The sequence below is a fragment of the Aminobacter sp. P9b genome, assembly GCF_045345995.1.
GTDB classification, from domain to species: Bacteria; Pseudomonadota; Alphaproteobacteria; order Rhizobiales; family Rhizobiaceae; genus Aminobacter; species Aminobacter niigataensis.
In genome coordinates this window covers 1,565,652-1,578,925 of record NZ_CP150082.1, presented here as the reverse complement: position 1 = coordinate 1,578,925, position 13,274 = coordinate 1,565,652, and the positions used below count along the sequence as shown (strand labels likewise).

The following is a 13,274-nucleotide window of genomic DNA, read 5'->3' as shown; positions in this document are numbered from 1 at the left end:
ACCTACCTATTTTCGATGCGCAATCGCCCCATCGCTGTAATTTCGTAGCCGCCATCGACGGCAGCCAGAAGCCCTTCGGCTATGTAATTTCCGGCAGTGCTGTGGTGCGATCGTATATTACGAACACGCTGCTCCCACACTTCTTCATTCGGACGAGTATCCGATTGTGCCTGATCCTCGGGTGTAAGCACCAATCGACGCGGAATTTCAGCTATCAGCTGTTGCACAGTAGCGCGGCCGTTGGGTCTCTCATATAAAATTTCCAGAACCACTGCCGACAACTCGGCTTCGGTCGTTCGATTCTGTCCGTCCGGCATTTCCCCCTCCCCTAGCTTTCTATTTTCAATTCTTACACTTGGAAAAAGTGCCGTCAACGTCGATAAACTTTATACCTTTTTCCTGTATTCTACGTAATGACTATGATGGTCAGATTATATAGAAATAACACAACTTGGAAATCTACCCTACCGTAGCGAGGGCAGCGTCTAGACTGTCGATGATTGTGGGCGAAGAGAAATACGGCCTAGATATCCGATGGTTCGACAGGCTCACCATGAGGATTTTGGGTGGGCGGCGCTAAGCCAGCACCAATGTGTGCAAGCGTTTGGTAGGGAGACTTGGCAAAGATGGCCATAGGTAAGGCGCTTCAGTAGCCCTCATGGTGAGCCTGTCGAACCACGAGGGCGCCGGGCGCAGATCTCCACTTGTCCCAAAACCCTTCCACCGTTCGACAAGCTCACGGCTCACCATGAGGTTTTTGGCGACAGGCGCACTCAGATCATCCTTCGACAGGCTCAGGATGAGGGTCTGCGCTGTATTTTGGGGGAGACTGTTGGCATGGAAGTCATCATCTACATCCTGCGATGCTCGGATGGGTCATATTACACCGGCCTGACCAAGCAGGAGATCGAGGCGCGGGTTTGGGAGCACAACGAGGGCATCTAGGACGGCTATACGCGCAAGCGGCGGCCGGTGGAGTTGGTGTTCACCGAGACCTACGACCGGATCGTGGAGGCGATCGAGCGAGAGCGGCAGATCAAGGGCTGGACCCGCGCCAAAAAGGAAGCGGTGATTGCGCTGGCGTATGAGAGGTTGCCGGAACTGTCCAAGAACCGGCAGGGAACCGCGTTCACGCCGTGGTGGAAGCGCGTGGACGAAGACGACGGCCCAAAATCCGATGGTTCGACAGGCTCACCATGAGGGTTTTGGGCGAGCCCCGTCCTTTCGACAAGCTCAGGAGGGAGAAGGAAAAAAGAGTGCCTCAGTTGTCGCCCATCTTGAGCGCCTGGATGAAGGCTTCTTGCGGGATGTCGACCTTGCCGAACTGGCGCATGCGCTTCTTGCCCTCTTTCTGCTTTTCGAGCAGCTTGCGCTTGCGGGTGACGTCGCCGCCGTAGCACTTGGCGGTGACGTCCTTGCGCAGCGCCGAGATGGTCTCGCGGGCAATGACCTTGCCGCCGATGGCGGCCTGGACCGGGATCTTGAACATGTGCTGCGGGATCAGCTCCTTCAGCTTCTCGACCATGACACGGCCGCGCTTTTCGGCCGCCGTGCGGTGGACGAGCATGGAGAGCGCGTCGACCGGCTCCTCGTTGACCAGGATCGACATCTTGACGAGGTCGCCTTCCTTGTAGTCGGTGAGGTGGTAGTCGAAGGAGGCGTAGCCCTTGGAGATCGACTTCAGCCGGTCGTAGAAGTCGAACACGACCTCGTTGAGCGGCAGGTCGTAGACCAGCATGGCGCGCTTGCCGACATAGCTAAGGTCGGCCTGGATGCCGCGGCGCTCCTGGCAGAGTTTCAGGATCGAGCCGAGATAGTCGTCGGGGGTGAGGATGGTGGCGCGGATCCACGGCTCCTCGATCGCGGCGATCTTGACCACGTCGGGCATGTCGGCGGGGTTGTGCAGTTCCTTGGTCGAACCGTCGTTGAGGTTCATGCGGTAGACAACGCTAGGGGCCGTGGCGATGAGGTCGAGGTTGAACTCGCGCTCGAGCCGCTCCTGGATGATCTCGAGGTGCAACAGGCCGAGGAAGCCGCAGCGGAAGCCGAAGCCGAGTGCGGCCGAGGTTTCCATTTCGAAGGAGAAGGAGGCGTCGTTGAGGCGCAGCTTGCCCATGGCGGCGCGCAGGTCCTCGAAGTCGGCGGCATCGACCGGGAACAGGCCGCAGAACACCACCGGCTGGGCCGGCTTGAAGCCCGGCAGGGCCTTGGCGGTGGGGCGCTTGTCCTCGGTGATGGTGTCGCCGACGCGGGTGTCGGCCACTTCCTTGATCGAGCCGGTGAAGAAGCCGAACTCGCCGGGGCCGAGCTCGTCGACCTGGATCATCTTGGGGGTGAAGACGCCGGTGCGCTCGACCAGGTATTTGGCGTTGGTCTCCATCATGCGGATGGTCTGGCCCTTCTTGAGCTTGCCATCGATGATGCGCACCAGGACGATGACGCCGAGATAGGTGTCGTACCAGCTGTCGACCAGCATCGCCTTGAGCGGCGCGTCGATGTCGCCCTCGCGCGGCGGCGGCAGCTGCGTGACGATCGCTTCCAGCACGTCGGGGATGCCGAGGCCGGTCTTGGCCGAGATGTAGACGGCCTGGGAAGCGTCGATGCCGATGACTTCCTCGACCTGCTCCTTGATGCGCTCGGGCTCGGCGGCGGGCAGGTCGATCTTGTTGAGCACGACCACGATCTCGTGGTTGTTGTCGATCGCCTGGTAGACGTTGGCGAGCGTCTGGGCCTCGACCCCTTGCGAGGCGTCGACGACGAGAAGCGAGCCCTCGCAGGCCGACAGCGAACGCGACACCTCATAGGCGAAGTCGACGTGGCCGGGCGTGTCGATCAGGTTGAGGATGTAGTCCTCGCCATTGTTGGCGCGGTAGTTGAGGCGAACGGTCTGGGCCTTGATGGTGATGCCGCGCTCGCGCTCGATGTCCATGTTGTCGAGGACCTGCTCGGTCATCTCGCGCAGTTCCAGCCCGCCGGTGGACTGGATCAGCCGGTCGGCAAGCGTCGACTTGCCGTGGTCGATATGGGCAACGATGGAGAAATTGCGGATGTGGTCGAGCGGTGTGGTCATGCGCCGCGCTTTAGCAGGGGCGGCAAGGCTTCACAAGCGCGGCTTTGCGCGCTGCGGGGCGGGCAATGCGCCTGCCGCCGGGCGTGGAGGCCCGGGCTGATTTCAGCTTTTGGTTGCATCTATCATAATATACAATTTTAGATTGACTTTCTGGCCGGCAATCACCAGCATGAGGCGAGGTCGAAGCGCCAACGTGAATCGGGGGATTTCATGGTCAGGCCGGCACTTTCCCGCATGCTGCTTTCGCTGTCCGTCGTCCTGGCCGCCGGGCTTACGGGCTGCGCCTATGTCACCGCGGTGCCGGTCAAGCCGGGCTCGAAGGTCAGCGGCATCCGCATCTACGACGTCAAGCCGATCCTGGTAGTCAACGGCGCCGCGGCGGCGATTCACATCGTGCCGAACTACAACCGCGCCTATGCGCTGCAGTTCGGCGCCTTCCTGGCCAAGAACGACTTCACGGCGACGATGACCAACGGCGTGCTCAGCGAGGTCCATGCCAACATGGATTCGACCGAGTTCATCAGCTTCCTGAAAGAACTGCTCAAGACGGTGGGGGCGAAGGGGCTTTCCGGCGAGGTTCAGCGGACGCCAAATGGCGGGATCCAGGACCGCTTCCAGGTGTTCGACTTCGTGTTCGACCATGACGGCAACCTGGTGGCGCTCAGGCCGCTGATCAGCCAGCCCGACCTTTTGCACGTCAAGACGACGCAGGTGGTGCGCAACGTCGTGGAGGCACCTGTGGTCGCCGAGCAGCCGGACGCGGGCGGGATCACGCCGGGACCGCTCGGGGCGAGGTGAGCGGGCGATGGCCGCAGAAATCGTCGAGCATCCCGAATATGCGACGGTTTGCCGGACCATCGATGCGGACCACGACCACCTCGTCGCGCACTACCAGGCGCATCACCTCGGCGTGTCCAAAAAATACCGCGGCGGCGAGAAGCTGGCTGCGACCTGCGTGACGTTCTACGTGATGAGGAAGGGCGCGCAACATGCCCGGCACCTGGTGCCGCCTTTTCTCGACCTCGCCTACAAGGAGGGGTCGCACCCGCGCCGGATCGCCACCGATGTCTGCGAGATCCTGGAGCAGCCGGTCGCCCTGTCGATCCGCGGCGGCAACGCTGTCTTCGGCGCGGACGGCGAACCCGGCACGGTGGGGCTGGTGTTCAGGCAGGGCGACAGGGATTTTCTCGTCACCAATGCCCATGTGGTCACAGATCCCGGCGTGCTGCCCGGCCCAGTGACGGTGCGCGTGCCGCATTCGGCCGTCGAGATCGAGGGCATCGTGCGGCGCATGGACGACCTCGGCGCCGCCGAGATCCGCAGCGACGCAGCCCTTGTCGAGGTGGCGCTGAACGCCGTGGCGCCCGGACGCTTCCGCGGCACCGACCTCATTCTCGTCGGCTATGGCGAGATCGCCAACAACGACCCGCGGCGCTTCTTCTTCGTCTCCAAGGAATTCGTGCACGAGGCCCGATGGGCGGCATGGGTGCCGGGCGGAGCGCAGATCACCGTCGACGGTCACGACAAGATCTATGCCAGCTTCCACAAGCTCAGCGTGATCGTCGGCCAGGCGAGCCCAGGCAATTCGGGCGCGGTGGTGTTTTGCCTGTCCAAATCGGGGCTGGTCGCCGTCGGCCTGCTGTTCGGCGGCGTACTGGCGATCAACGAAATCTGGGTCTTCCCGATCAGGCGCTGCCTAAAGCAGATGGGGGTCGACGTGTGATGAGGCGCTGTGGGAGGCTGGGGCAGCGCCCTGCCCAGCACGCGCGGCGGGTTCGGCTGAGAACAGCATCTTGACGAAGCTGCGGAAGGCCAGCACCTGGTGCTCGAGCCGGCGCGGGTCGGCCATCAGCTTGGACATGATGATGCCGCCGTCGACGATGCAGGACATCATGTCGGCGACGGTGTCGAGATCGACAGCCTCGCGCGGCGGATGCTGGGCGGCGATCTCGTCGAGCGTGGCGCGGAAACGCACGTTCCAGCCCTGCACCGAATTGACCGCGATGGCGCGGACCTCGCGGTCGAACATGCGCTCCTGGTAGCAGACCGAGGCGATGAGGCAGCCGGGGTGGCCGTGGGGCAGATCGGCCATGACCTCGGCGAGCAGCTTGAGGCCGATGAGGAAGGCCTGGAGCGGGTCGTCGGAAAGCTGGCGACCGCGGCCGAAAACGTCGTCGAAAACCCGGTTGTTGGCCTCAACGTAGCGCAGCAGCATGGCGCGGGCGAGCTCGTTCTTGTCCTTGAAGTGGTAGAAGAAGCCGCTCTTGGTGATGCCGGCCTCGGCGATGACCTCGTCGATCGAGGTGGCGCCAAAACCCTTGGCGAGCACCGACATCTCGGCGATCGCGAGTATCCGCTCACGGGTTTCCAGGCCCTTGCCCATATCCGATCCGAGAAAACGCTGTACCTGCGGTACGGTTTTTGACTCCGCGACAATATCACCGATGACGCATATGCCGCCACATGGTTGGCCAAGCCATTGAGGTGCCGACGTAATTCGCGTTTCCGCGACCACCGCACCGCAAGGTTTCTAGTTCCGAACCGACGGTTGAGGCAAAAACGGCATTCCCGATGCCGGGCCGTGCGGCAGGACGGGAACCGTTGATATCGGAGACCCACATGGCCAAGTACCGCAACGACCTGCCGCAGATGAAGGGCGGCCTGTTCCTCAGCGACGGCGGCATGGAAACGACGCTGATCTTCCATGATGGCGTCGAACTGCCGCATTTCGCCTCCTTCGTGCTGCTCGACACCGCCGAGGGCCGGCAGCGCTTGAAGGGCTACTACGAGCGATATCTCGACATCGCCCGCCGGCGCGGCACCGGCTTCGTGCTCGACAGCGCGACGTGGCGCGCCAACCCCGACTGGGGCGAGAAGCTGGGCTACGGGGCCGACGCGCTGAAGGCCATCAATGTCGGCTCGATCCGCCTGCTCGAGGAATTGCGCGATAAATGGGAAGCGCCGGAGACGCCACTGGTGGTGAGCGGCGCCATCGGCCCGCGCGGCGACGGCTACAAGGCCGGCAACATGGATGCGCAAGAGGCCGAAGCCTATCACGCGGCCCAGATCGCCAGCTTTGCCGAGGCGGGCGCCGACATGGTGGCGGCCTATACGCTGACCAATATCGACGAGGCGATCGGCATCGCCCGCGCCGCGAAGCGGCTCGGCATGCCGTGCATGATCTCCTTCACGGTGGAGACCGACGGCAGGTTGGTGACGGGAAAGACGTTGAAGGACGCCATCGAGACGACCGACCGCGAGACCGGCGCCTATCCGCTCTACTACATGATCAACTGCGCCCACCCGAGCCATTTTGCCCAGACACTTGCCGCAGGCGAAGCATGGCTGGAACGGGTGGCCGGCGTGAAGGCCAACGCCTCGACCAAGAGCCATGCGGAGCTGGATGAATCCGAAACGCTGGATGCCGGCGATCCTGCCGATCTCGGCCGCCGCTACGGCGCGCTGACGCGGTCGTTCCCGAAGATGCGCATCCTTGGCGGCTGCTGCGGCACCGACCATCGCCACGTCGCGGCGATCTGCGAGGCATGCCTGCCGGCCTGAAGACGGCGGCCGCGGTCAAGCCGTTCCGGCAATCGCCATCGAGCGGAGATCGCGGCCCATGCGACGGGTGCAGGCCGCCAGCAGCGCCGCGCAGAGGACGTCGACATCGGTGCCCTCGCGCGGGCACCAGCCACAGGGGCAGGCCGCCGGACCGGAATGGGCGTCGGCGGTCTCGCGGTAGATCGAGCCCACCGCCTGGGCGGCGAGCCGCATGACGACCATCGGCGGCAGGCCGGTCTTGCGCATCACTTCGCAGAACTCGTTCATGATGGTGGCGCGGATATGCGCCTGCGCTTCCTCGTGCCGACGCTCGTTCTCGCTCAGATGTGCCAACAAGAAATTCTCCAGATCAAAACTCGTGCGCCCGCATCGGTGCGCCTTGTGGGTTCATCGGCCGGGGACGACCGCCGAGGCCGCAAGCCGCAGGACCTCGCGCGCCGTTTCGAGCTGACGCATCGCCTCGAAGAGCGCTTCCCTGTCGCGCCGATGGATATCGAGGGCGGCGACGAACAAGGTGCTTTCGCCGACCTCGGGTTGCGGCAGCGCGTTGAGCCGGCCGAGGCTGTCGTTGGCGGCGCGTCGCGCGCTGTCGACCTGCAATTTCAAAGCCTCGACACGACCGAAATGCGAGAGGTAGCGGCCGATGTCCGCGTCACGGCTGCTCGCCTCGGAAAATCCAGCGCTGGGAGCGACATGCATCATCGGTCTGCCTCCTTCGTTCGTTCGCGACCATGACCGCGTCGAATGGTGCGCGGTCATGGCAAGCCTAACCCGCCACCTGGAATGAGCCAATACAAAACTGGACTAAAAATATCAAGTTTAAAAACATGGCGTTCCAGCATGCGCTGCAGGGGCAGAGCCGACGTTCCCGCCCTGCCCCGGGCAGCAGCCGACAGCGGCGGTTGACTGGGGCGGCGACGCGCGCTCCTATATGGACCGCAGCCTGGGGCGGCTGCAGAGTGGAGGAGCGGTCATGGCCGAGAAGGCTGCTTACAGTGACGAAGGCTTGACCGCCGAGGCCCGCCCCGCCACCAAGGAAGACGCGGGCATCCTGGCGCAACTCGTCAATATGGCCGGCGACGGCCTGCCACTGTATCTCTGGACGAAGATGGCGGAAGGCGGCGATCCCTGGGAAGTTGGGCGCCAGCGGGCGCAGCGCGAAGAGGGCAGCTTCTCCTACCGCAACGCCGTCGTCCTGGAGCACGGCAAGGTGCTGGCCTGCCTGATCGGCTATCCGATCGTACCCTCGCTGCCGGATCCCGACACGCCGGCCATGTTCGTGCCGTTCAACATGCTCGAGGCCCTGGCCGCCGGCAGCTGGTACGTCAACGTCATGGCGACGTTGCCCGAGGCGCGCGGGCGCGGCTTCGGCTCGCGGCTGCTGGCGATGGCCGACACGATTGCCGAGGCCACCGGCTGCACGGGCACCAGCCTCATCGTTTCGGACGCCAACGCCACCGCCCGTCATCTCTATGAGAGCTCCGGATACCGCGAGATCGCTTCCGAGCCGATGATCAAGGAGCGCTGGACCGGCGCGGGCGAGAACTGGGTGCTGATGGTGAAGCCGTGAGGCGCGCGACCGCGTCCGAGGTTTCCCAAGTGAAATTCTGCGAATATACCGCGATGGGCTATGACGCGGCGCGCCGGAGCTTCGTTTCAGGCGAGGCCCTGACCTTCGACGACGCCTACCGTCTCGCCCATCTGCCGCTGGTGGTGCCGGGCCATCCCGAGATCATCGCCGGCAAGGACGGGACCGACTATCTCAACGGAAGATACGAGATGCCACGGCACTCGCTGGTCGTGCCAATCGATGCCGGGGAACTGGGCAGATCCGAAGCTTTCCAGCTGTTCGAGGCAGAGCTTCGTTCGTTTTCGTTGAGCGACAAGATCGCCTGGCAGGTCGGCCGCCAGCGTGCCGGCAAGCTGCATGCGACCATCGTTGGCGGCCTTTCCGAGCCGGATATCGCGCGCTATGCCGACGCCGCCGCCAGCGCACTCGAACGGTTGGGCGCAGTCTCCCTGCGCATCGGCGGACCGTTCCTGGGCAGGATCAACACCGGCCGGATCTATCTACCGGTCTATCCGGAATGCCGCGACGGCAGCGACGTGTTCGCGCTGATCCAGAACGCATGTGGCGCACCGCAGACCCGGTTCTATGTGATCGGCTACTATCATTTTTCGGCAGCGCTGGACGCCGCCGAGACAGCTGATCTGGCCAGGCTGGCGGAGCGGTGGCGCCAGCGCACGCTGGCCGAGTTACCTGTGAGGTCACTCGCCATCCAGGCGACCAATGACGACCTGGGGCTTTCCGCGCGGATCATCGAGACGATCCCGGTGGGTGGGGGCTAGGCAGCTGACGCCTGGTTTCGTGGTCACTGCTCATATCGCGCAGCACGAGGTCCGGACGGCTGGGGGGGGGTATCGTGCGAAGGTGCTGCCAGGCAATGCGGCCGTACGTTCTGGGCCACCGTGCCCTTCATTGATGTCACGGCATGGATTCCCGACACTCTCCGCTCGTTTCACTCGCTCACGAGGTCGGGAATGACGGATTCAGGTGTCGTCTCGGCCAATCGTCAACGTTGGGACGTGGCTCAACGCCGAGTCTGTCAGCCAATTGGATTGGAAATTTGCGGAAGCACTCCCCACCTCCGTCATTCCCGACCTCGTAAGCGAGTGAATACGAGCGGAAAGTGTCGGGAACCCATGCCGTGACCGAGACGAGATCGGCACGGTCCAGAACAAGTGGCACAACTATGTGTTTTCGGCAGGCTCCCGGGTGCCGCCTCACATCAACTGCCAGGAGATGTCCCACCACTCTGGATTACGCTCTTCGATCAGTTTGACCTTCCACGCTCGCGGCCATTTCTTCATCGCTTTCTCGCGGGCAATCGCATCGACAACCAGATCGTATTCGTCGAACCAGACAAGCCGTATCGCGCCATAGCGGGCTGCAAACCTGGAGCCGGTTCCGGTCTGGTGCTGGAGCAGGCGAGCGGCAAGATCGGATGTCACGCCGATGTACAGCGTGCCGTTCTTCTGCGCGGCGAGGATGTAGACGTACCCCTTCCGTCCCATGATGGGAGCTTAGCGGGAGGCCGATAAGAAGCCAAACCTTGCGCCGCCTTTGATCTCGCCCGATGTCACGGCATGGATTCCCGACACTCTCCGCTCGTTTCACTCGCTCACGAGGTCGGGAATGACGGATTTCGGGTGTCGTCTCGGCCAATCGTCAACGTTGTGACGTGGCCAAACACCGAGTCTGCCAGCCAATCGGGTTGGAAATTTGCGGAAGCACCCCGCCTCCGTCGTTCCCGACCTCGTGAGCGAGTGAAACGAGCGGAGAGTGTCGGGAATCCATGCCGTGACCATGACGAGATCAAAGGCGGTGCAGGATTTGGTCTGCCGACATCGGCGTCTGACGCTCCGTCCCGCAACAGAAGGCCAACGCCTGACACCGGAATCCGCGCGATCATTTTTTCCATCTGCGCGTGAACCTTCCTCTCCCGCCGGGACACACATGTTCGTGGCGGCCAGCGAGCCGCAAGTGTCCCAGAGGAGAACCTGACATGAGCATGACCAACACCATCATCCGCTCGTCGATGATCGCGACGCTGGCCCTTTCGATGTCGGCCTTTGCCGGTGCGGCCTCGGCCGCACAGCTCAAGGCACGCGTGCCGGCCCCGCCGCCGCACCAACTCGGGCTCAAGGCGCCGGGCGGCGGCGGACAGGCCGAGGGCCATGTCGAGACGTGCAACAACAAGGCGTCGTGCAACCTGATGATCGCCTATTGCGCCGGCCACGGCGGCGACTGGGAGGAAACCGGCACGCCGGGCCCGCAGGGTGAACCGCAGAAGGGCAAGTGTACCTATCCCTGATGGAATCAGGGGCTCCCAAGACTTTTGGCCAAGCGCCCTCCCGTCTCCGGACGGGAGGGTTTTTGTGCGCGATGGCGCGATAGCGTTGGAGCGTGTCGCCCACCTGCTTGACGCCGGTGCGGCATTCGGAGCAAATCGCGGACATTCGTGGGAGCTTGCCTGAAAATGTCCGCCATCGGCCTTTCGTTGCTCGGTTTTTCGACCGTCATCTTCCTGATTGCCGCGATGGTGGCCAAGACCTGGGGCATCGAGCCGACCATCGGCAAGCTGGTGGTGACGCTGATCCTCTATTCGCTCGGCAACCTGATCATGCTGCGGCTGGTGCGCGACTTCGGCATGTCGGTGTCGTTCTCGCTGTCGGCGGTGATCCAGCTGATCGCCGTCAACCTCGTCGCCATCGTCTTTTTCGGCGAGAAGCTGAGCGGCATCCAGGGCATCGGCGTCGGGCTCGCGGTCGTGGCGGTGGCACTGATCACGCTTGGGCCGGCACTGGCCGGGAAATAGGGCGTCACCGAAGGAAGACGAAAACCCACCTTCCGTCATTCCTAACCTCGTAAGAGATCGAGCGCAGGTCCAAATCCTGCACCGGCTCTGGTCCGTCATCGTCACGGCATGGATTCCCGACACTCTCCGCTCGCTGCGCTCGCTCACGAGGTTGGGAATGACGGAGTGAAGGAGGCGCCGCGTCAGCTACGGCAGCGACCAAGAATGGGGGCCATGAGGCCCCCATTCTCGTTACATCGGTTCGGTCCGGATCAGACGGCGATCTTGCCGCCGCCTTGCCTGGTGATGGCGACGACGGCCGGACGCACCGGCATGTCGGGCTTGAAGTCGGGCCAGCGGGTCGACAGGTCCTCGTAGTAGGACGGACGGCCAAAGCCTTCCCAGTCCTCGCCGCCGTCGCCCGGATGCTGGACGGCGACGAAGGCGGTCTGGTCGTCGGGCGCAAACAGCGGACCGCACATCTCGGCCCCGACAGGCACGCGGAAGAACAGCTTCGAGGTGGCGCGCGCCTCGCCCTCGGTGTCGACCGCCCAGAGGCCGTCGGTGCGGCCGGTGGCCTTGGGCGAATTGCCGTCGGTCGAGACCCAGAGGCGGCCGGCGGAATCCACCGCGCAGTTGTCGGGCATGCCGAACCAGCCATTCTCGGTGGTCGAGGTCGAGAACGAGGCGCCGACTTCGGCAATCGCGGGATCGCCGCACTTGAGCAGCACTTCCCACTTGCCCTTGGTGGCGGTGAAGTCGCCGGCGTCCTCGATCAGCTCGATGATGTGGCCGAAGGCGTTTTCGGCGCGCGGGTTGGCGGCGTCGACCTGGTCGGCCTTGCGCTTGGTGTTGTTGGTCAGCATGACATAGACCTTGCCGTTGACGCCGTTGGGCTGGATGTCCTCGGGACGGTCCATCTTGGTGGCGCCGAGCAGGTCGGCGGCGCGGCGCGTCTCGATGACCACGTCGGCCTGGCTGACGAAGCCGTTGTCGGCAGTGAGCGGGCCTTCGCCCTGGACCAGCGGCAGCCATTCGAAGGCACCGTCCTCGGCGAATTTGGCGACGTAGAGCGTGCCGTCGTCGAGCAGGTCGAGATTGGCGGCGCGGTCGTCGGGGTTGAACTTGCCGGTGGTCACGAACTTGTAGACGTAGTCGAAGCGCTCGTCGTCGCCGAGGTAGAAGACGACGCGGCCGTCGCTGGCGACGATGGATTCGGCGCCCTCGTGCTTGAAGCGGCCGAGCGCGGTGCGCTTCTTCGGCAGCGAGTTCGGGTCGTTGACGTCGACCTCGACGATCCAGCCGAAGCGGTTGGGCTCGTTCGGCTCCTTGGAAACGTCGAAGCGGTCGTAGAACTTGAACCACTCATAGGTGCCTTCCGGCACGCCGAGGCGCTTGTAATTGGCGGCTTCGGGGTGGTCGGCCGGCAGCTCGCCGCCGAAATAGCCGTGGAAGTTTTCCTCGGCCATGATGTAGGTGCCCCAGGGCGTGACGCCGCCGGCGCAGTTGTTCAAAGTGCCGAAGACCTTGGTGCCCGATGCGTCGGCATTGGTCTTAAGACGATCGTTACCGGCAGCCGGTCCGGTCAGCTGCATCTCGGTGGTGGCGGTGATGCGGCGGTTGAGCTTGCCGTCACGGACGACCTGCCACTTGCCTGAAACCTTGCGGATCTCGACGATCGAACCGCCATGCGCGGCCAGTTCGATGTCGATGCGCTTCTGGTCGGCGGAGGCGACCTCGATCTTGCCCTCGACGATCTTGACGATGCCGGGGAACATCAGGTGCTCGTTGGTGTATTCGTGGTTGACGACCAGCAGGCCGTGCTCGGACGAGCCTTCGAGCTCGATATAGCCAACATAGTCGTTGTTGTAGCCGAACTGCCTGGCCTGCGCTTCCGCCGACTGGTTGAGCGGATCGAATTCCGGCGCATCAGTGAAGATCGGGTCGCCCCAACGCAGCAGCACGTCGGCGTCGTAGCCTGAGGCGACATGGTGCTTGTCGTCGATGCCGGCCGCGACCTCGTCGAAGTTGAAGGCCGAGCCGCCGGCGGCGCGGGCGTCGTCGGCGAGGATGATGGCGATGGGGCTGACGGTGGCGGCGATGGCCGAAACGGCGAGGGAGCCCTTGAGGAAGCCGCGGCGCGAGAAGCGCTTGGCGATGATGTCGCCCATGGTGCGGTTGTCGGTCGGGTTGTGGCCGGGACCGTCATTGTCCTCGAGCAGGCTGGTGCGGAATTTCTGATCGTAGGGCTGGTTCATGATGTCGACCTCTGGCTGGTGTACGGC

At 63.7% G+C, this 13,274-nt stretch carries 14 protein-coding genes and 1 pseudogene; 8 read left to right on the top strand and 7 right to left on the bottom strand.

Annotated elements, in window-relative coordinates; genetic code table 11:
* Positions 1-2 precede the first annotated feature (2 nt).
* Entirely contained in the window at positions 3-317 is a 315-nt protein-coding gene (locus WHT83_RS07775; RefSeq protein ID WP_318762701.1) for a hypothetical protein, read from the bottom strand.
* A gap of 520 nt (positions 318-837) precedes the next feature.
* Between WHT83_RS07775 and WHT83_RS07770 the strand changes: the two are divergent.
* Positions 838-1,200: pseudogene (locus tag WHT83_RS07770) on the top strand (GIY-YIG nuclease family protein).
* Between the two features lie 61 nt (positions 1,201-1,261).
* Here WHT83_RS07770 and lepA read toward each other — a convergent pair.
* Positions 1,262-3,070, bottom strand: a complete 1,809-nt coding sequence (lepA, locus tag WHT83_RS07765; RefSeq protein WP_406873470.1) for a translation elongation factor 4 — start codon at positions 3,068-3,070, stop codon at positions 1,262-1,264.
* A 210-nt stretch (positions 3,071-3,280) separates the two neighbouring features.
* Between lepA and WHT83_RS07760 the strand changes: the two genes are divergently transcribed.
* The gene (locus WHT83_RS07760) at positions 3,281-3,868 is read left to right on the top strand and encodes a hypothetical protein (protein ID WP_406873469.1); all 588 of its coding nucleotides are present in this window, start codon (positions 3,281-3,283) and stop codon (positions 3,866-3,868) included.
* A 7-nt stretch (positions 3,869-3,875) separates the two neighbouring features.
* Positions 3,876-4,793, top strand: coding sequence for a hypothetical protein (locus WHT83_RS07755; protein ID WP_406873468.1), 918 nt, complete (start codon positions 3,876-3,878; stop codon positions 4,791-4,793).
* Here the strand turns inward: WHT83_RS07755 and WHT83_RS07750 are convergent.
* On the bottom strand, positions 4,767-5,453 hold the full coding sequence (locus WHT83_RS07750) for a TetR/AcrR family transcriptional regulator (protein WP_108605428.1): 687 nt from the start codon (positions 5,451-5,453) through the stop codon (positions 4,767-4,769). The genes WHT83_RS07755 and WHT83_RS07750 overlap by 27 nt on opposite strands.
* 236 nt (positions 5,454-5,689) lie before the next feature.
* On the opposite strand from WHT83_RS07750, the gene WHT83_RS07745 reads away from it, so the two are divergent.
* Positions 5,690-6,631 (top strand): homocysteine S-methyltransferase family protein, encoded by a 942-nt coding sequence (locus WHT83_RS07745; RefSeq protein WP_406873467.1) that lies wholly within the window; start codon positions 5,690-5,692, stop codon positions 6,629-6,631.
* A 15-nt stretch (positions 6,632-6,646) separates the two neighbouring features.
* On the opposite strand, the gene WHT83_RS07740 is transcribed toward WHT83_RS07745, so the two are convergent.
* Positions 6,647-6,967 (bottom strand): hypothetical protein, encoded by a 321-nt coding sequence (locus WHT83_RS07740; RefSeq protein ID WP_406873466.1) that lies wholly within the window; start codon positions 6,965-6,967, stop codon positions 6,647-6,649.
* A 51-nt stretch (positions 6,968-7,018) separates the two neighbouring features.
* Positions 7,019-7,333 carry a hypothetical protein gene (locus tag WHT83_RS07735; protein ID WP_406873465.1) on the bottom strand — a complete coding sequence of 105 codons (315 nt, stop codon included), beginning with the start codon at positions 7,331-7,333 and terminating at the stop codon, positions 7,019-7,021.
* 271 nt (positions 7,334-7,604) lie between these two features.
* Here WHT83_RS07735 and WHT83_RS07730 point away from each other — a divergent pair, with 271 nt between their 5' ends.
* Together WHT83_RS07730 and WHT83_RS07725 are read left to right on the top strand one after the other, a co-directional pair.
* Positions 7,605-8,201 (top strand): GNAT family N-acetyltransferase, encoded by a 597-nt coding sequence (locus WHT83_RS07730; protein ID WP_406873464.1) that lies wholly within the window; start codon positions 7,605-7,607, stop codon positions 8,199-8,201.
* 29 nt (positions 8,202-8,230) lie between these two features.
* Positions 8,231-8,980 (top strand): hypothetical protein, encoded by a 750-nt coding sequence (locus WHT83_RS07725; RefSeq protein ID WP_406873463.1) that lies wholly within the window; start codon positions 8,231-8,233, stop codon positions 8,978-8,980.
* A gap of 435 nt (positions 8,981-9,415) precedes the next feature.
* Here the strand turns inward: WHT83_RS07725 and WHT83_RS07720 are convergent, their stop codons facing one another.
* Positions 9,416-9,706, bottom strand: a complete 291-nt coding sequence (locus tag WHT83_RS07720) for a GIY-YIG nuclease family protein (RefSeq protein ID WP_406873462.1) — start codon at positions 9,704-9,706, stop codon at positions 9,416-9,418.
* 491 nt (positions 9,707-10,197) lie between these two features.
* On the opposite strand from WHT83_RS07720, the gene WHT83_RS07715 reads away from it, so the two are divergent.
* The gene (locus WHT83_RS07715; protein WP_183262880.1) at positions 10,198-10,506 is read left to right on the top strand and encodes a hypothetical protein; all 309 of its coding nucleotides are present in this window, start codon (positions 10,198-10,200) and stop codon (positions 10,504-10,506) included.
* 165 nt (positions 10,507-10,671) lie between these two features.
* Positions 10,672-11,010: a hypothetical protein gene (locus tag WHT83_RS07710; RefSeq protein WP_108605436.1), complete on the top strand. Its 339-nt coding sequence runs from the start codon at positions 10,672-10,674 to the stop codon at positions 11,008-11,010.
* Between the two features lie 251 nt (positions 11,011-11,261).
* On the opposite strand, the gene WHT83_RS07705 is transcribed toward WHT83_RS07710, so the two are convergent.
* Positions 11,262-13,247 (bottom strand): PhoX family protein, encoded by a 1,986-nt coding sequence (locus WHT83_RS07705; RefSeq protein ID WP_406873461.1) that lies wholly within the window; start codon positions 13,245-13,247, stop codon positions 11,262-11,264.
* Positions 13,248-13,274: the final 27 nt, after the last annotated feature.

Coding starts and splice junctions, on each gene's coding strand:
- WHT83_RS07760 (WP_406873469.1), top strand. CDS start 3,281: ATGGTCAGGCCGGCACTTTCCCGCATGCTGCTTTCGCTGTCCGTCGTC.
- WHT83_RS07705 (WP_406873461.1), bottom strand. CDS start 13,247: ATGAACCAGCCCTACGATCAGAAATTCCGCACCAGCCTGCTCGAGGAC.
- WHT83_RS07710 (WP_108605436.1), top strand. CDS start 10,672: ATGTCCGCCATCGGCCTTTCGTTGCTCGGTTTTTCGACCGTCATCTTC.
- WHT83_RS07745 (WP_406873467.1), top strand. CDS start 5,690: ATGGCCAAGTACCGCAACGACCTGCCGCAGATGAAGGGCGGCCTGTTC.
- WHT83_RS07750 (WP_108605428.1), bottom strand. CDS start 5,453: ATGGGCAAGGGCCTGGAAACCCGTGAGCGGATACTCGCGATCGCCGAG.
- WHT83_RS07720 (WP_406873462.1), bottom strand. CDS start 9,706: ATGGGACGGAAGGGGTACGTCTACATCCTCGCCGCGCAGAAGAACGGC.
- WHT83_RS07730 (WP_406873464.1), top strand. CDS start 7,605: ATGGCCGAGAAGGCTGCTTACAGTGACGAAGGCTTGACCGCCGAGGCC.
- WHT83_RS07715 (WP_183262880.1), top strand. CDS start 10,198: ATGAGCATGACCAACACCATCATCCGCTCGTCGATGATCGCGACGCTG.
- WHT83_RS07735 (WP_406873465.1), bottom strand. CDS start 7,333: ATGATGCATGTCGCTCCCAGCGCTGGATTTTCCGAGGCGAGCAGCCGT.
- WHT83_RS07775 (WP_318762701.1), bottom strand. CDS start 317: ATGCCGGACGGACAGAATCGAACGACCGAAGCCGAGTTGTCGGCAGTG.
- WHT83_RS07755 (WP_406873468.1), top strand. CDS start 3,876: ATGGCCGCAGAAATCGTCGAGCATCCCGAATATGCGACGGTTTGCCGG.
- lepA (WP_406873470.1), bottom strand. CDS start 3,070: ATGACCACACCGCTCGACCACATCCGCAATTTCTCCATCGTTGCCCAT.